The sequence below is a fragment of the Sphingomonas sp. HDW15A genome (assembly GCF_011301715.1).
In the GTDB taxonomy this organism is placed as follows: Bacteria; Pseudomonadota; Alphaproteobacteria; order Sphingomonadales; family Sphingomonadaceae; genus Sphingomicrobium.
On the sequence record NZ_CP049870.1, the window covers coordinates 268,507 to 283,695 of the forward strand.

Annotated in this window: 16 protein-coding genes; 6 read left to right on the plus strand and 10 right to left on the minus strand. The window is 63.8% G+C overall.

Features of this window, described 5'->3' with window-relative positions:
* Positions 1–12 precede the first annotated feature (12 nt).
* Positions 13–714 (plus strand): 6-phosphogluconolactonase, encoded by a 702-nt coding sequence (pgl, locus tag G7076_RS01440; protein WP_166199785.1) that lies wholly within the window; start codon positions 13–15, stop codon positions 712–714.
* Between the two features lies 1 nt (position 715).
* Here pgl and G7076_RS01445 read toward each other — a convergent pair whose 3' ends face one another.
* The 5 genes from G7076_RS01445 to G7076_RS01465 form a co-directional block, all read right to left on the minus strand.
* Complete coding sequence (locus G7076_RS01445) at positions 716–2,386, minus strand: MFS transporter (protein ID WP_240913829.1); 1,671 nt, start codon at positions 2,384–2,386, stop codon at positions 716–718.
* A 62-nt stretch (positions 2,387–2,448) separates the two neighbouring features.
* Positions 2,449–3,537, minus strand: a complete 1,089-nt coding sequence (locus G7076_RS01450; RefSeq protein ID WP_166199787.1) for an NAD(P)-dependent alcohol dehydrogenase — start codon at positions 3,535–3,537, stop codon at positions 2,449–2,451.
* Between the two features lie 9 nt (positions 3,538–3,546).
* Positions 3,547–4,389 (minus strand): CoA ester lyase, encoded by an 843-nt coding sequence (locus tag G7076_RS01455; protein WP_166199789.1) that lies wholly within the window; start codon positions 4,387–4,389, stop codon positions 3,547–3,549.
* Entirely contained in the window at positions 4,386–4,838 is a 453-nt protein-coding gene (locus G7076_RS01460; protein ID WP_166199791.1) for a MaoC family dehydratase, read from the minus strand. Before G7076_RS01460 ends, G7076_RS01455 begins: the two co-directional genes overlap by 4 nt.
* A 9-nt stretch (positions 4,839–4,847) precedes the next feature.
* Complete coding sequence (locus tag G7076_RS01465) at positions 4,848–7,160, minus strand: transketolase (RefSeq protein WP_166199793.1); 2,313 nt, start codon at positions 7,158–7,160, stop codon at positions 4,848–4,850.
* A gap of 216 nt (positions 7,161–7,376) precedes the next feature.
* Between G7076_RS01465 and G7076_RS01470 the strand changes: the two genes are divergently transcribed.
* Together G7076_RS01470 and G7076_RS01475 are read left to right on the plus strand one after the other, a co-directional pair.
* On the plus strand, positions 7,377–7,829 hold the full coding sequence (locus G7076_RS01470; RefSeq protein WP_166199795.1) for a hypothetical protein: 453 nt from the start codon (positions 7,377–7,379) through the stop codon (positions 7,827–7,829).
* A 106-nt stretch (positions 7,830–7,935) separates the two neighbouring features.
* Positions 7,936–8,760, plus strand: coding sequence for a hypothetical protein (locus G7076_RS01475; protein ID WP_206367556.1), 825 nt, complete (start codon positions 7,936–7,938; stop codon positions 8,758–8,760).
* On the opposite strand, the gene G7076_RS01480 is transcribed toward G7076_RS01475, so the two are convergent.
* The gene (locus G7076_RS01480) at positions 8,757–9,185 is read right to left on the minus strand and encodes a helix-turn-helix domain-containing protein (RefSeq protein ID WP_166199797.1); all 429 of its coding nucleotides are present in this window, start codon (positions 9,183–9,185) and stop codon (positions 8,757–8,759) included. The two genes, G7076_RS01475 and G7076_RS01480, sit on opposite strands and share 4 nt — an antisense overlap.
* Before the next feature lie 51 nt (positions 9,186–9,236).
* On the opposite strand from G7076_RS01480, the gene G7076_RS01485 reads away from it, so the two are divergent.
* Together G7076_RS01485 and G7076_RS01490 are read left to right on the plus strand one after the other, a co-directional pair.
* Positions 9,237–9,755: an NAD(P)H-dependent oxidoreductase gene (locus G7076_RS01485; RefSeq protein WP_166199799.1), complete on the plus strand. Its 519-nt coding sequence runs from the start codon at positions 9,237–9,239 to the stop codon at positions 9,753–9,755.
* A gap of 22 nt (positions 9,756–9,777) precedes the next feature.
* Positions 9,778–10,197: a DoxX family protein gene (locus G7076_RS01490; protein WP_166199801.1), complete on the plus strand. Its 420-nt coding sequence runs from the start codon at positions 9,778–9,780 to the stop codon at positions 10,195–10,197.
* On the opposite strand, the gene G7076_RS01495 is transcribed toward G7076_RS01490, so the two are convergent.
* Genes G7076_RS01495 through G7076_RS01510 form a run of 4 tightly spaced genes read right to left on the minus strand, consistent with a single transcriptional unit; the run spans position 10,194 to position 14,732 of the window.
* Positions 10,194–11,144 carry a class I SAM-dependent methyltransferase gene (locus tag G7076_RS01495; protein ID WP_166199803.1) on the minus strand — a complete coding sequence of 317 codons (951 nt, stop codon included), beginning with the start codon at positions 11,142–11,144 and terminating at the stop codon, positions 10,194–10,196. The genes G7076_RS01490 and G7076_RS01495 overlap by 4 nt on opposite strands.
* A gap of 5 nt (positions 11,145–11,149) precedes the next feature.
* On the minus strand, positions 11,150–12,439 hold the full coding sequence (locus G7076_RS01500; RefSeq protein WP_166199805.1) for a dihydrolipoamide acetyltransferase family protein: 1,290 nt from the start codon (positions 12,437–12,439) through the stop codon (positions 11,150–11,152).
* Entirely contained in the window at positions 12,436–13,449 is a 1,014-nt protein-coding gene (locus G7076_RS01505; protein WP_166199807.1) for an alpha-ketoacid dehydrogenase subunit beta, read from the minus strand. The genes G7076_RS01500 and G7076_RS01505 overlap by 4 nt, the downstream gene beginning before the upstream one ends.
* A complete protein-coding gene (locus G7076_RS01510; protein WP_166199809.1) occupies positions 13,446–14,732 on the minus strand; it encodes a 3-methyl-2-oxobutanoate dehydrogenase (2-methylpropanoyl-transferring) subunit alpha in 1,287 nt (428 codons plus the stop codon). Before G7076_RS01510 ends, G7076_RS01505 begins: the two co-directional genes overlap by 4 nt.
* A gap of 147 nt (positions 14,733–14,879) precedes the next feature.
* Between G7076_RS01510 and G7076_RS01515 the strand changes: the two genes are divergently transcribed.
* The gene (locus G7076_RS01515) at positions 14,880–15,176 is read left to right on the plus strand and encodes a DUF3297 family protein (protein ID WP_166199811.1); all 297 of its coding nucleotides are present in this window, start codon (positions 14,880–14,882) and stop codon (positions 15,174–15,176) included.
* Positions 15,177–15,189 lie beyond the last annotated feature (13 nt).

A 15,189-nucleotide genomic window follows, 5' to 3' on the forward strand; every position in this document is an offset into this window, starting at 1 on the left:
TTGGACGCGACGATGATCGAAGCCGAATGGTGGGATTATGACAGCTCGGAGGAGATGGCTCAGGCCGTCGCCGGCGACATCGGTTTCATTATCGAGAGCGCACTCGATGCGCGCGGCGAGGCACTGATTGCGGTCCCTGGCGGCAAGACCCCGCTGCCGATCTACCAGGAGTTGGCAAAGGCCAAGCTCAACTGGAAGAAGGTCACGATCATCCCGACCGACGACCGGCTCGTGCCGCTGACCGACGAAAGGTCGAACATCCGCGCAATCGCCCAGGCCTTCCTGCCGACGGGCGCCCGGGTCTTCCCGATCACGAGCGACATTGCCGACTACAAGCTGGCCGGCAACTCAGCGAACGCCAAGCTTTCCGAGCTCAAGTTCCCGCTCGATCTCGCCTGGCTGGGCGTCGGCAGCGACGGCCACACCGCTTCGATCTTCCCGGGCCCGGACCTGGAAGAAGCTCTCGATTCGCCCAAGGGCCGCCACGCTATCGGCGTGATGCCCGATCCGCTGCCGCCAGAAGCGCCGGTTGCTCGGGTCACCTTGACCCGATCAGCCATCCTCTCGGCGCGGACGGTCCTCATCACGGTCACCGGCGCTGAGAAGAAGGAACTGCTCGAGCAGGCAATCGAGGACGGTCACTCATCGAAACTGCCGATCGGCCGGGTTCTGGCCGAGGCCGAGCAGCCGATCGACATTCATTGGGCCGCCTGAGCTAGCACTCGTCCAGCGGCTTGCCGTGCGTTTCCTTGAGGAAGAAGATCGTCACCACGGCTGAGATTGCCGTAAAGGCGACGGCGTACCAAAGCCCCGCGTAGATATCGCCGGTCATCGCGACGATCGCGAAGCTGGTGACGGGAAGGAATCCGCCAACCCAGCCTGTCCCGACGTGATAGGGCAAGCTCATCGCCGTATAGCGGATCCGGGTCGGAAACATCTCGACCAGCGCCGCGGCCTGCGGTCCGTACAAGGCGGTCGCGGCGACGACGAACAGCAACAGTATCGTGAGCAGCAGCGGGTAGTGGATCGCCTTGGGATCGGCTGACTTCGGATAACCGACGGCTTCCAGGGCGCCATTCACGGCCGTCGCGATTTCCGCCTTGTGCGCTTTCAGGTCCGCTGCGTTCTCGCCACCGCCGATCGGCACGATCTGCTCGCCGGCATGGACCCGCGTCCGCCGGTCGGCCGATGGCCGCGTGTCGTAAGCAATGCCGCGCGCGATGAGCGTGCTCTTGGCGATGTCGCAGGCGCTGGTGAACTTGGCCGTTCCGGTCGGGTCGAACTGAGAAGAGCAGGTTGCAGGATCGGTTTCCACCAGGACCGGGGTCCGTTCCTGCGCCGCGACAAGCGCCGGGTTGGCCGCCTTGGCGATAAGGTGCGAGCCGGGGAAATAGAGCAATAGCGCCAGCAGCATCCCGCCCAGCATCACCGGTTTCCTGCCAACGCGGTCGCTGAGCCATCCGAAAAAGACGTAAAGTGGCGCACTCGCTAGGGTCATGACGATCAGCAGCATGTCCTTGGTTGCGCCCGGCACGCCGAGCGATTTTTCCAGGAACACCTGCATGTAGAAGAAAGCGAAGTACCAGACGGCGCCTTGCGCGCACATGATCCCGAAAAAAGCGATTGCCACGCGCCGCAAGCTGTCGCGGGTGGCGAAGGATTCGCGCAGCGGCGCCTTGGTCGTGGCGCCTTCTTCCTTCAGCTTGGCGAACTCCGGGCTTTCGCTCAACTTGACCCGCATCCACACCGAGATTGCCAGCAGGAAGATCGAGACGAGAAAGGGAATGCGCCAGCCCCAGGCGTTGAACGCATCTTCCCCCAGCGCCGTGCGCGTCGCGAAAATCACCAGCAGCGCCGCAAGCAGGCCGAAGGAGGCCGACGACTGGATCCATCCGGTCGCGGCGCCCCGCTTGTCGTTGTCAGCATGTTCGGCGACGTAGATTGCCGCTCCGCCATATTCGCCGCCAAGAGCGGTGCCTTGGCAGATGCGCAGGAAAATCAACAGGATCGGTGCGACGATGCCGGCTTGCGCGTAGGTCGGAAGCAGGCCGATCGCGAAGGTTGCGCCGCCCATCAGGCTGACGGTTGTCAGGAAAGTTGCCTTGCGGCCAACGCGGTCGCCCATCGCACCGAAGATGATCGCACCCAGCGGCCGGAAGGCAAAGCCGACGGCGAACAGCGCCAATGCCGCGACCAGTGCTCCGGTCGGATCGAGGCCAGCCAGGAACACCTTGGCAATGACCGGTGTCAGCGACCCGAAGATGAAGAAGTCATACCATTCGAAGGCGGTGCCAGCAGACGAGGCAGTCACCACGCGTGTCATCGACCACGGCTTGGCCCGTTCGTTGGCGACCGTGCCGTCTGCCGTCATCTTCGCTTCGGACATCCGCAAACTTCCTCCCCTTGCGTGGCGAACCCTAGCCGCGCAGCGAGGAGAGGCAAGCGCCGTTAGAGCCCTTTCGCCATGTCGATGACGAAGCGGTAGCGGACGTCGTTCTTCAACAGCCGCTCATAAGCCTCATTGACCTCGTCCATGCGGATGAACTCGACATCGGGATAGATGTCCTTGGCCGCGCAGAAATCGAGCATTTCCTGGGTTTCGGGAATGCCGCCGATCGCCGAACCGCCAACGGCACGGTTCCACCAGATCAGCTGGAAGCCCGTGAATCCCGGCATTGGCGTCAGCGCTCCGACGATGACCATCCGGCCGGACCGGCCGAGCAGGTTCAGGTATCCGTCGATTTCGTGACTCACCGGGATGGTATTGAGGATGAAGTCGAAGCGGGTGGCGGCGGCGCGCATCTGCTCCGCGTCGGTCGAGACGATGACGTCGCTCGCGCCGAGCTTGCGGGCGTCCTCGCCCTTTTCCGGCGTCGTCGTGATCATCGTCACGTGGGCGCCCATGGCCGCCCCCAGCTTGACACCCATGTGTCCAAGCCCGCCGAGCCCGACGACCGCCATCTTGGTCCTCGGACCGACATCATATTGGCGGAGAGGGGAGTAGGTCGTGATGCCGGCGCACAGCAACGGTGCAACCCTCGACTCGTCCATTCCTTCCGGGACCTTCAGGACGAAATGGTCGCGAACGACGATATGGTCGGTGTAGCCGCCCTTGGTGATCTCGCGCGTGTGACGATCCGGGCTGTTGTACGTCTGCGTGCAGCCTTCGCGGCAGAATACTTCCCAGCCTTCCAGGCACTGGTCGCAGGCCATGCAGCTGTCGACCATGCAGCCGACGGCCACAGTGTCGCCGACACGGTGGCGGGTGACCTCGCTACCGACTGCCGTGACCTTGCCGACAATCTCGTGGCCGGGGATGGTCGGATATTGGGTTCCGCCCCAGTCGTTGCGCGCCGTGTGCAGGTCGCTGTGGCAAATCCCGGCGTAGGTGATCTTTATGGCGACGTCGTCAGGCCGCAGCGCGCGGCGCTCGAACTCCATCGGCCGCAGGGGCTGGTCGGGGGCGTCGGTGCCCCAGCCCTTGGCGGTCGTCGGTCCCACGCTCGTCGTCACCTCCGGTTGCACCGTCGTCGCCATGTCAGCCTCCTATCGTGTTGCACGCTCCAATACGCGCCTCGCCTGGGTGAGATGAGGCAAATCGACCATTTTCCCGCCAACGGACAGCACGCCAGCGCCGGGCTGTGCCTCGAACGCGGCGACAATCGCTTCGGCGTGCGCGACGTCTTCCTTCGACGGGGTGAAAGCCGCATTGATCGGGGCAACCTGGGCCGGGTGGATCGCCAGCTTGCCGGTGAAGCCTTCGCGGGCGGCGGCAGATGCCTCGGCGACCAGGCCCGCTTCGTCGCGTAAGTCGGCGAACACGCCGTCGACCGGCTGAACCCCGGCTGCGACCGCGCCTGCCAGGCACAAGGATCGCGCCATTCGGTAGGTGAAGCTCAGCGACCCATCGGCATCGTATTTGCTCGATGCCCCGAGCGCCGCCGACAAATCCTCGGCGCCCCAGCTCATCGCCACCAGCGATGATTTGGGATCGCGATAACTGAGCAGCCCAAACAGGCTCGCCGGCGTCTCCGTGACAATCGCGTGGATCGGAATGTTGCCGGTGCGGTGGGCGAGTTCGACCAAGTCGCCGCCGGTTTCCGTCTTGGGCAGGACGATGCCGTGGACGTCGGCCTTGCCGATGATGTCGAGGTCTTTTCGATGATCGTCGCTGCGCAGCGGGTTGATCCGCACCCACCACTGCGGCCCGCCGGAACGGCTCGGAAGGTTCTTCAGGATATCGCGGGCCGCTGCCTTCTGGTCGGGCGCGACGCTGTCCTCCAAGTCGAAGATGATCGCGTCGGCGTCGCTGTCGAGCGCCTTCATGACCTTCTTGTCGCTGTCGGCGGGAACGAACAGCCAGCTGCGTGGGGGCGGGGCCGCGCTCATGCCGGCCTCTTCAATAAGAGCGCCGAGCGTTTGAAGGTGCAGACCGTCTCGCCGCGCTGATTGATCGCACGATGCTCCCAGGTGACGATTCCGGCATTGGGGCGCGAACCGCTTTCCCGAAGCGCGACGACTTCACTCTCAATCCGTAGCGTGTCGCCAATGAAGACTGGCTTCGGAAATTTGACCTCGTCAAAGCCGAGGTTGGCGACCAAAGTTCCAAGCGTCGTGTCGCCGACGGAAATCCCCACCGCCAGGCTGAACGTGAAGCAGCTGTTCACGAGCGGCTTGCCGAACTCCGTGTGCTTGGCCGCTTCATGATCGAGGTGGAGCGGCTGCGGATTGTGAGTCAGCGTCGAGATGAGGAGATTGTCGGTCTCGGTTACCGTGCGGGTGATGGCGTGGGCGATGACATCGCCGACCTGCCACTCGTCGAAAAATCGTCCGGCCATGTCGCGACCCTAGGCAGGCAGCAGAAGCTCGGCAACCGCTTCGGTTATCGCCGCGCCGTCGAGGCGGTAGGCGGCATAGAGGTCGGGAAGCGAGCCGCTCTGGCCGAATTTCTCGACACCTAGCGGCGCGACCCGCTGGCCGAGCACGCCGCCGAGCCAGGACAGGGAGGCGGGTGCGGCATCGCACAAGGTGACCAGACCTGCGCCCGGCCGAAGCTGCGACAGCAAGGTCTCGATATGGCTTGGCTCGCGTCCGCCCTGCCAGCGCTTCGCCTGCGCTGCGGTCCAGCCGCGATGGAGGAGGTCGGGCGAGGTGACGCTGAGCAAGCCGAGGCCGGGGATGTCGGTGCTCAGTTCCTCCCAAGCGGCCAGCGCCTCGGGCATCAGCGCGCCCATGGCGACGATCGCCGCCTCGGCGCCTTCCGCAGGTTTTCGAAGCCAATAGGCGCCGTTCAGAGCACCATCCTTCCAACTGTCGTCTGTGCGTGCGACTTGCATGACCGACCGTGTCGACAAGCGCAGGTAAGTCGACTCGCCGGCCGGGTCGTCGATCAGGCGGAAGGCTTCCTCCATCATCGCCGCAAGCTCGTCGGCATAGGACGGCTCGTAATGGCGAAGACCGGGCTGGCCGAGCGCGATCAACGGCGGATTGATCGACTGGTGCGCCCCGCCTTCCGGCCCGAGCGTGACGCCGCTTGGCGTTGCGACCAGCAGGAAGCGCGCATCCTGGTAGCAGGCGTAATTGAGGCTATCGAGGCCGCGGGCGATAAACGGGTCGTACAGCGTCCCGATCGGCACCAGCCGCTGGCCGAAAAGATCGCCGGAAAGGCCGAGCGCGGCCAGCATTAGGAACAGGTTGGATTCGGCGATGCCCAGCTCGATGTGCTGGCCTTGATTGTGGCCCGACCACTTTTGTGCTGACGGAATCTTCGCAGCCGCGAAAACATCCTTCATCTCGCGCCGCTTGAACAGGCCGCGCTGGTTCACGAAACCGCCGAGGTTGGTTGAGACGGTAACGTCCGGGCTGGTGGTGACGATGCGGTCGGCGATCGGCTCCTTGGCCTTGGCAAGGTCGAGGAGGATTCGCCCGAACGCGGCTTGGGTCGATTGCTCCTCGCCGGTCGGCGCGGGAATCACAGGAATCGCGATACGGCCGAAATCGCGGTCGCGCTTCTCGCGTGCGATGCGCGTGCGCTCGAGCACTGCCTTGACACCGGGAAGTTCGTTGCCGCCAATCCCGGCCAGCTTGTCCCACTCGCTGCCTTCGGCGACTCCGAGTGAATCGCGCAGGGCGTTGGCTTGGGTGGGGTTCATCAGGCCCGCGTGATTGTCCTTGTGACCGGCGAACGGCAGGCCGAAGCCTTTAACCGTCCACGCAATGAAAAAGGTCGGTACGTCGTCCTTCGCGGCGTCGAACGCCTCGACCAACGTCTCCATGCAATGACCGCCGAGGTCGCTCATCAAGACACCTAGCGCCTCGTCATCCCGTCCCCTGAGGAAGCCGTCGGCCTTTTTGCCCAGATCGCTCACGAGGCGCGCACGCCACGCCGCTCCGCCTTGGTAAAGCAGGGCCGCGCTGTCGGCATTGGACAGGCCGTCGAGCCAGTCGTGGACCGCCGGGTTCTTCGCCAGCGCGGCGGTCAACGTCTTTCCGTAACGAAGCTCGACAGTCCGCCAGCCGCAGGCGCGGAAGATATCGTCGAAGCGCTCGAACATGCGGTCTTCCGACGTCGCATCGAGGCTCTGGCGATTATAATCGACGATCCACCAGCAATTGCGGACGTCGTGCTTCACGCACTCAATCAGGCACTCGTAGATATTGCCCTCGTCCAACTCGGCATCGCCCATCAGCGCCACGAACCGTCCGCGGTCCTCTTCCGACATCATGCCGTGCGCGGTGAGGTAATCCTGGACGAGGCTGGCGAAGGCAGTGACGGCCACGCCAAGGCCGACCGATCCGGTTGAGAAATCGACAGGAATCTTGTCCTTGGTCCGGCTTGGATAAGACTGCATTCCGCCGAAACCACGGAAATTCTGCAATTGCTCTAGGCTCTGCGATCCGAGCAAATAGTGGATCGCGTGCAGCACCGGCCCGGCGTGCGGCTTCACCGCGACCCGGTCGTTTGGCCCCAGCGCGTGAAAATAGAGCGCGGCCATGATAGCGGTCATCGACGCGCAGCTTGCCTGATGGCCGCCGACCTTCAGCCCGTCTGCGGACTCGCGGACATGGTTGGCGTAGTGGATCGTCCAGCTCGACAGGAAGCGCAGCCGGTCGTCGAGGATCTTCAGGGACGCGATGTCGGGCGAAACGGGCTTCAGCATGCTGCTGGCCCTAGCGAGTTGAGACGATCTGGCAAAGCGTGCCTTTAACGGGATTGGGACCAACTGGCGGCCTGGCCGCTGCTTCGGATGCCGAAATTCATAAGTGGTTCACTTGCCGGCGACGGGACGGGCGCGAACCGCGACGAATGCCGGCCCCGTTCCAATGGTCCCAATCGTTTTAGCTGCATCGAGAACAGGGATCATTGGGAGAGTATCATGTCGAAAATGACCAGGATTTTTGCCGCTGGTACTGTCGCTGCAGCGATGGCTGCCGCGCCGGCTGCCGCGCAATATGGTTACAGTTACGGCGCGCCGTACGGCAACGCCTACGGTTACTACAATAACAGTAATGTTTCGGCTGACGCTGCTCAGCGTTGCAGTGCCGCCGTTCAGCAGCGCTTGAGCACACGGAGCGGTCTCGCCGGAATCCTCGGCGCCGTGCTTGGTGCTCGTGCAACCGGCGGCCGTGTCCTGCAGGTGACCCAAGTCAATCCGCGCCGCAACATGGTTCGGGTGCGGGGTCTTGCCAACAGCGGGGCGAACTATGGTCCTTATGGCTACGGCGCTTATGGTGCGACCGGATACGGTTATCAGCCCGACCTGTCGTTCAAGTGCGACGTCGACTATCGCGGCTACGTTCGCGACATTGACATCAATCGTCGCCGCTAACGGACGGCAATAATGACAAGGAGAGCGCCGGTTCACGCCGGCGCTCTTTTTGTGCGTGCCGGGCAAGCGTGGTAAACAGCGCCAGTCGGTAAGCGAGGGGGTACGCATGGCGACAGTCGCGACTCAGTCACATCCCGGTGATCGGCCAAAAGATCTGCTTTCGGGAACGCCGCGGGCTCACGGACTCGACCGCTGGATATTCGTTGCGACCGCGGCTTGGTTCATCCTGATCGTATTGGTCGGTTTCATCCCCGACTCGCTTATCAAGATCCAAATGGTGAAGGCCGGGCTGCGCGCGCCATTCCCGCCGATCCTTCATGCCCATGCGGTGTTGATGGGCAGCTATCTGCTGTTCCTGTTATCCCAGACGTGGCTCGTGGCGACTGGTCGGACGTCCCGGCACGGTGCCATCGGTCCCGTCGGCGGTTTTCTGGCTCTCGCCCTGGTCGTCGTTGGCTTCATCCTCGCGCCGACGATGTACCATCAGGTCGCGGACGGGCTCCGCGCAGCGCCGCCACCGGCTCGCGCCCCGCTACAAGAGCTTTTGCTTCACCTCGACAATATCCTGTTGCTGCAGATTCAGGCCGGGCTCCTGTTCGGCTTGTATGTTGCTCTTGGCCTCGGTGCGCGAAGCCGCGACTCCGGCTTTCACAAGCGCATGATGATGTTCGCCCCGGCAATGGCCCTTGGTGCCGCGTTTGCGCGCATGACTTGGCTTCCGCACACGATCCCAGCCAGCCCCCTGTCGATCATCCTCTACCAGCTGCTGGCGCTCGCGCCGCTCTTCATCTGGGATATCATTCGCAACCGGCGTTTGCACCAGGCCTATGCCGTGCTCGCGGTCACCTATTTGCCGGTCGCACTCGCCAGCTACCTCATCTGGGACAGGCCGTGGTGGCATGACACGGCCCGGGCCATCATGGGCGTTTAGTCCGTTTCGACCGCGTCGTAGCGATCCTGCGCGGCGCGGATGCAGGCGATATGCGCCATCGCCCAGGCGCCAAGTCCTTGCACCGGTTCACGAAGCGACTCGCCAAGTTCGGTTAGTTCGTAGTCCACGCGCGGCGGGATCGTCGGCGTGACGTGACGGCTGACCAGCCCGTCGCGTTCCAGATTGCGCAAGCTCAGCGTCAGCATCCGCTGCGAGATGCCGTCGATCGCGCGCTTCAGCTCCATGAACCGCTTCGGCCCGTCGCCAAGCAGCATGACGATCATCATCGACCACTTGTCGCCGACCCGATTGAGTACCGGCGCAACGGTGCGGCAGATCGGCCCGTGCGGGATATCCATCGCCGATGCCTCGGTCACATTGCTGTGACCAGGTGACAAATTTTTGCGTTCTTGTGCAGCGTTCATGGGTGGTTACTTAGCGTGTCCCGGTAACAAATCAATACCAAGGACAAAGCGATGACCATCCTCCACATCGACAGCAGCATCAGCGGTGAAGACAGCGTATCGCGGCGCCTGACGCGCGCCATCGTCGGCCAGTTGGCGAAGGGGGAGGTCGTCTATCGCGATCTTGCCGCGCAGCCGCTATCCCACCTTACCGAGCGTGGGCAGGATCCCGGATTGCTCGACCAGTTCATCGCCGCCGACACTGTGGTGATCGGCGCGCCGATGTACAATTTCTCGATCCCGACGCAGCTCAAGGCGTGGCTCGACCGCCTCGCGGTTGCGGGCAAGAGCTTCCGTTACACCGAAAGCGGCCCCGAAGGCCTGCTCGGCGACAAGCGGGTCATCGTCGCGCTCGCGTCCGGCGGCGTGTACGAGGAAGGCAGCCTGTTCGAACACCAGAAGAGCTACCTCAAGGCCTTTTTCAACTTCATCGGCATCGAGCCGGAGTTCGTCTCCGCCTTCGGCATCGGCATGGCGCCCACCGAAGCGCTCGAGCGCGCCGATGCCGAAATCCTGGCCCTCGCGGCCTGAACCCCGGAAAAGGAGAATCAAGATGTCTTCAGCACTCGATAACCGCGCGCCTGTCGCGCTCGGCGCACTCAGGATCATGAGCGGTCTGCTGTTCCTTGCGCATGGGACCCAGAAATTCCTGATGTTTCCGGGCGGTGAGCGCGCCGGGTCCGGGCTTGCGCTCGACAACCCTGGCGCCCTCGCCGGCATTATCGAGCTGGTCACCGGCATGCTGATCGCGCTTGGCCTGTTCACGCGCCCGGCCGCATTCCTGGCCTCGGGCACGATGGCCGCGGCCTATTTCATCGCCCACGCGCCGCAAAATTTCTGGCCAGTCAACAACATGGGCGATGCGGCGATCCTCTACGCCTTTGTATTCCTGTTGTTCGTCTTCACCGGGCCCGGCCGGTTCGCGCTCGATAACCTCCACTCGACGCACAGCGCGCGGGCGCCTTTGACCTAGGGCGCAGTTGCTTCAAGGACGTGGGCGAGCAGCGCTTCCTCCCGGCGCTGTTCGCCGAGCCCGACGTCCGTGAAGCCCGCCTCGGCCAGGCGCGCGGCGAGGCCCTCGACTTCGTCGCGCGCCACGGCTGCCCGGACCAGCGCCCGCTGCCGTTCGCGGTGATCCTGAACTTGAGACGCCAATTCCCGAAACCCGGCGATCTGGTCGGGCAGCGTCTTCTGGCGATGTGTGTTGAACGCCTCGATCAGGTCGCGGCGGACGCTGGCCAGCATCTGCCGGTCCATGGCCTGCCGCTCATATTGCTCGACGGCCTCGAGCGCTGCGCGAAATTGCGCATGATCGGACTGTGCCTTTTCCTTCAGCCCTTCGCCTTTCTCCCACGCGACGAGCGAATTGAGGCTGAGGACTGCGAGAGGAATGAGCTGTGCGCGGTCGAGAAGGAAGTCGGCATCGGCTAGCGATCGATTCGTATCGTGGACAACGGCGCCCTCCGCCGCGTGCATCGCCAGGCGCAGCCGGCCGCCGCTCTTCAGGACGCGCATCGCTTCGGGAAGCGACTTTGCCATGTCGGAATATTCGATCCCGAATTGGCTGGTCACCGCATCGAATGTGCTATCCTCGAACGGCAATAGCTCCGCGTTCGTGCGACCCCGAAACGTGACCTGGCGAAGTGCATCGCTCGTAGTGACGAATTGGTCCGGCGCAATGTCGGCAAGATCCGATCCGGTGACATCCAAGTTCCGTCCCGCCTCGACCGCCAATACGGCAATCGCGCCGTTTCCCGTCGCGATGTCGAGCATTGCGCCGCCATAGGGAATGTCAGCGAAGAATTTCCGCCATCCTTCCGCGGTCTCGCCGGAATAGTTCGCCGCGCCCGGTCCGGTTTCGAACGACGACAGCCGGTCGTAGCGCCAGAAGCGATCCCACTCCGGTGCTGATCCAGCCATGGCACCTAGCTCAGTAGTCGAAGCGGGTTCTCGATCAGGGCTTTGAGCGCCTGCAGGAAGTTCGCCGCGTCCCAGCCGTCGACCACGCGATGGTCGCAGGACAGCGACAGGTTCATCACCTTTCGCGCTTCCAGCTCGCCATCGACGATCACCGGGATTTCCTGAAGCTTGTTGACGGCGACGGTTGCCACCTGCGGCGGGTTGATCACCGGGGTCGAGGCGATCCCGCCCATCGGCCCAAGCGAGGAAATGGTGAAGGTCGGGCCGCTCAGTTCCTCGCGGCTCGCCTTGCCGGTCCGCGCCGCGTCTGACAGGCGCAGGATTTCGCGGGCCAACTGCCACACGCTCATCCGCTCCGCATTGCGGATCACCGGGACCATCAGCCCGCCGTCGGTTTGCGTCGCGACGCCCATGTGAACCGCGCCGTGGCGGGTGATGACGTTGGCGTCGTCGTCATAGGTCGCGTTGATCATCGGATAATCCGCCATTGCCTTCGACAGCGCGGTGATCAGGAATGGCAGGATCGTCAGCTTCGGGTTGTCGCCGCGATCGCGATTCATCATCGCCCTTGTGTCTTCAAGGTCGGTGACGTCGAACTGCTCGACCAGCGCGAAGTGCGGGATTCGGCGTTTCGCCTCCTGCATATTCTCGGCGATCTTGCGGCGCAGGCCGACGACCTTGATCGTCTCGTCGGCGCGCGGAGCACCGCCGCCGCCATGACTGACGCTTCCACCATTGTAGAGCAGGTAAGCATCGAGGTCGGCGTGGCGAACACGATCGGACGTCACCTTCACTTGCGCCAGGTCGATGCCAAGGTCGCGGGCGCGTTGGCGCACGGCCGGGGACGCGAGAACCTTGGCGAGAGGCTCAGCGGGCGTGGCAGGCTCGGGCTTCGGCGCCGCCTTCGGTTCGGGCCTCGGCTCGGCAGCGGCCGGCTTGGTCGAAACTGACGGGATCGCTTCCTTTTGCTCTTTGGTCGGGCGCTCGGCGCCGTCGGCCAACGGTAGCTCAACCTTGCTCTCGGCTGCGGGTGTCGCTTCGGCGGGGGCTTCGCCCTCGGTTTCGATCTCGACGAGCACGGAGCCGATGGCGATCTGGTCGCCAACTTCGCCGGCCAGGCTTTTCACCGTCCCGGCGACCGGGCTCTCCATTTCGACAGTCGCCTTGTCGGTCATCATGTCGGCAAGCTGCTGGTCTTCCTCGACGCGGTCGCCGACCTTGATGTGCCAGGCAACGATTTCCGCTTCTGCAATGCCTTCGCCGATGTCGGGAAGCTTGAACTTGTAGATGCTCATGCGGCCATCACTTTCTTCAGCGCCGTCTTCATTCGGATCGGGCCGGGGAAATAAATCCATTCGTAGGCGTGGGGGTAGGGCGTGTCCCAGCCGGTCACGCGCTCGACCGGCGCCTCGAGGTGGTAGAAACACCGTTCCTGCACCAGGGCGGAAAGCTCGGCGCCATAGCCTCCGGTCCGGGTCGCTTCCTGCACGATCAGGCAGCGGCCGGTCTTCTTCACGCTCGCTTCGATCGTCTCGATGTCGACCGGCAATAGCGTCTTCAGGTCGATGACTTCGGCGTCGATGTCGTTGTCCGCGACCGCGGCCAGCGCGACATGCACCATCGTGCCATAAGCGAGGACGGTGAGGTCTCCGCCAGCGCGAACCACTTCCGCCTTGCCCAGCGGCACCGTGTAATGGCCGTCCGGCACCGCGCTCTTTTCATGCTTGGCCCAGGGCGTGACCGGACGGTCGTGATGACCGTCGAACGGACCGTTGTAGATGCGCTTGGGCTCGAAGAAGATGACCGGGTCCGGGTCTTCGATGGCGGCGATCAGCAGGCCCTTGGCATCATAGGGATTGCTCGGCACGACCACCTTCAGCCCGGCGACATGCGTGAACAGCGCTTCGGGCGACTGGCTGTGGGTCTGGCCGCCGAAAATGCCGCCGCCATAGGGCGTGCGGATGACCATCGGCATCGTCCATTCTCCGGCGGTGCGATAGCGCATCTTGGCGACTTCGCTGACGATCTGGTCGTAGCCGGGGTAGATGTAATCGGCGAACTGGATCTCGATAACGGGCTTCAGGCCATAGGCCGCCATTCCAACCGCCGTACCGACGATACCGCCTTCGCTGATCGGCGCGTCGAAGCAGCGCGTCTTGCCGAACTGCTTTTGCAGGCCTGCGGTGGCGCGGAACACGCCGCCGAAATAGCCGGCGTCCTCGCCATAGACGACGACGTCGGGGTCGCGTTCCATCATCACGCGGTGGGCGTCGTTGATCGCCTCGATCATGTTGCGCGTGCTCATTCGGGGTCGCGTCCCAGATACTCGCGCGCTTCGGCCAGCGATGCGTCGCGCTGTTCGGTCAGATGCCACGGCGTGTCGGAATAAACGTCCTCGAACATCGACGGTATGTTGTCGAAGCCCTGGTCGGAAAGCGTGCCGGTCTTCTCGGCTTCCTTCTGCGCGGCGCGGACGGTGGCGTTGATCTCTTCGTCCAGCGCTGAGTCGCGCTCCTCGTCCCATTCGCCGAGTACGACGAGATGCGCCTTCAGCCGTGCGATCGGGTCACCGAGCGGCCATTGTTCGGCCTCGCCCTTTGGCCGGTATCCGGTCGGGTCGTCGGAGGTCGAATGTCCTTCCGCGCGATAGGTGAAGAATTCGATCAGCGTCGGCCCCTTGTTGGTCCGGGCCCGCTCGGCGGCCCAACGCACCGCGGCGTAGACCGCGAGCGCGTCATTGCCGTCAACGCGAAGTCCGGCGGTGCCGTAGCCGATGGCGCGGGCGGCGAAGGTCGCCTGCTCGGCGCCCGCGATTCCGCTGAAGCTGGAGATCGCCCACTGGTTGTTGACCACAGCCAGGATGACCGGCGCCTGGTAGACGGTAGCGAAGGTCAAGGCGGAGTGGAAATCGCCTTCCGCCGTCGCGCCGTCACCGATCCAGCCCATGGCGATCCTGCTGTCGCCCTTGATCGCGCTTGCCATCGCCCAGCCCACGGCCTGCGGATATTGCGTGCCCAGGTTACCGGAGATGGAGAAGAAGCCATGCTCCTTGTCCGAATACATGATCGGCAGCTGGCGGCCGTGAAGCGGGTCGCCGGCGTTCGAATAGATCTGGCACATCATCGTCACCAGTGGATAGCCGCGCGCCACGAGCAAGCCCTGCTGGCGATAGGTCGGGAAGTGCATGTCCTCGGGGTCCATCGCAGCCGCCGCGGCGACGGCGATCGCCTCTTCCCCGGTGCACTTCATGTAGAAGCTGGTTTTGCCTTGCCGCTGGGCGCGATACATGCGGTCGTCGAAAACCCTGACGGTCTTCATGTCCTTCAGCATTTTGCGAAGCGTATCGGGGTCCAGTTTCGGGTCCCACGGGCCAACTGCCTTGCCCTGGTCGTCGAGGACTCGGACCAGGCTGTTGCACAGCGGGAAGGTCTCCTCGTCTGGCGCTGCGATGTCGGGACGCGGGGCCTCGCCGGCTGCAGGCACCTGGATCGAAGAGAAGTCGGGCGTGTCGCCGGGCCTATACTTCGGCTCTGGCACATGGAGCGCCAGGGCCGGCCGGTTGGAACGCGAGGGCGATTGCTTGTTCATTGCGATGAGCGCTTAGTGCGGACCATCCTGAGGGGCAAGTTCAGCGCCAGGGCTACCACAACAACACGGGCGATCGAGGGCTCCGCATCTTTAAGAAGCCGGGCGGGGATTTGACGCTTAAGGGAGGCGCGGCTAGTCGCGGCCCCTATGACCGACGACAAAAAGCCCGACGAGAAGAAAAGCGCGCTTCCCGACCGCCTCAGCCTCGACCCTAGTAGCCCCCATTTCGACCAGCCGCTGCTGGAGCGCGGGGTCGGAATCCGCTTCAATGGGCAGGAGAAGACCAACGTCGAGGAATATTGCGTCTCGGAAGGCTGGATCAAAGTCGCTGCCGGGCGCAGCCTCGATCGCAATGGCCGGCCGATGATGCTGACCCTGAAGGGCAAGGTCGAACCCTATTTCGAAGACGAAGAAAAAGGCCGCGGCGAAAACGCCGAGGCCTGATTTCTTTCTCTGA

Coding starts and splice junctions, on each gene's coding strand:
- G7076_RS01470 (WP_166199795.1), top strand. CDS start 7,377: ATGTCGAAAATGACCAGGATTTTTGCCGCTGGTACTGTCGCTGCAGCG.
- G7076_RS01495 (WP_166199803.1), bottom strand. CDS start 11,144: ATGGCTGGATCAGCACCGGAGTGGGATCGCTTCTGGCGCTACGACCGG.
- G7076_RS01510 (WP_166199809.1), bottom strand. CDS start 14,732: ATGAACAAGCAATCGCCCTCGCGTTCCAACCGGCCGGCCCTGGCGCTC.
- G7076_RS01485 (WP_166199799.1), top strand. CDS start 9,237: ATGACCATCCTCCACATCGACAGCAGCATCAGCGGTGAAGACAGCGTA.
- G7076_RS01515 (WP_166199811.1), top strand. CDS start 14,880: ATGACCGACGACAAAAAGCCCGACGAGAAGAAAAGCGCGCTTCCCGAC.
- G7076_RS01455 (WP_166199789.1), bottom strand. CDS start 4,389: ATGAGCGCGGCCCCGCCCCCACGCAGCTGGCTGTTCGTTCCCGCCGAC.
- G7076_RS01445 (WP_240913829.1), bottom strand. CDS start 2,386: ATGTCCGAAGCGAAGATGACGGCAGACGGCACGGTCGCCAACGAACGG.
- G7076_RS01490 (WP_166199801.1), top strand. CDS start 9,778: ATGTCTTCAGCACTCGATAACCGCGCGCCTGTCGCGCTCGGCGCACTC.
- G7076_RS01505 (WP_166199807.1), bottom strand. CDS start 13,449: ATGAGCACGCGCAACATGATCGAGGCGATCAACGACGCCCACCGCGTG.
- G7076_RS01475 (WP_206367556.1), top strand. CDS start 7,936: ATGGCGACAGTCGCGACTCAGTCACATCCCGGTGATCGGCCAAAAGAT.
- pgl (WP_166199785.1), top strand. CDS start 13: ATGATCGAAGCCGAATGGTGGGATTATGACAGCTCGGAGGAGATGGCT.
- G7076_RS01480 (WP_166199797.1), bottom strand. CDS start 9,185: ATGAACGCTGCACAAGAACGCAAAAATTTGTCACCTGGTCACAGCAAT.
- G7076_RS01500 (WP_166199805.1), bottom strand. CDS start 12,439: ATGAGCATCTACAAGTTCAAGCTTCCCGACATCGGCGAAGGCATTGCA.
- G7076_RS01450 (WP_166199787.1), bottom strand. CDS start 3,537: ATGGCGACGACGGTGCAACCGGAGGTGACGACGAGCGTGGGACCGACG.
- G7076_RS01460 (WP_166199791.1), bottom strand. CDS start 4,838: ATGGCCGGACGATTTTTCGACGAGTGGCAGGTCGGCGATGTCATCGCC.
- G7076_RS01465 (WP_166199793.1), bottom strand. CDS start 7,160: ATGCTGAAGCCCGTTTCGCCCGACATCGCGTCCCTGAAGATCCTCGAC.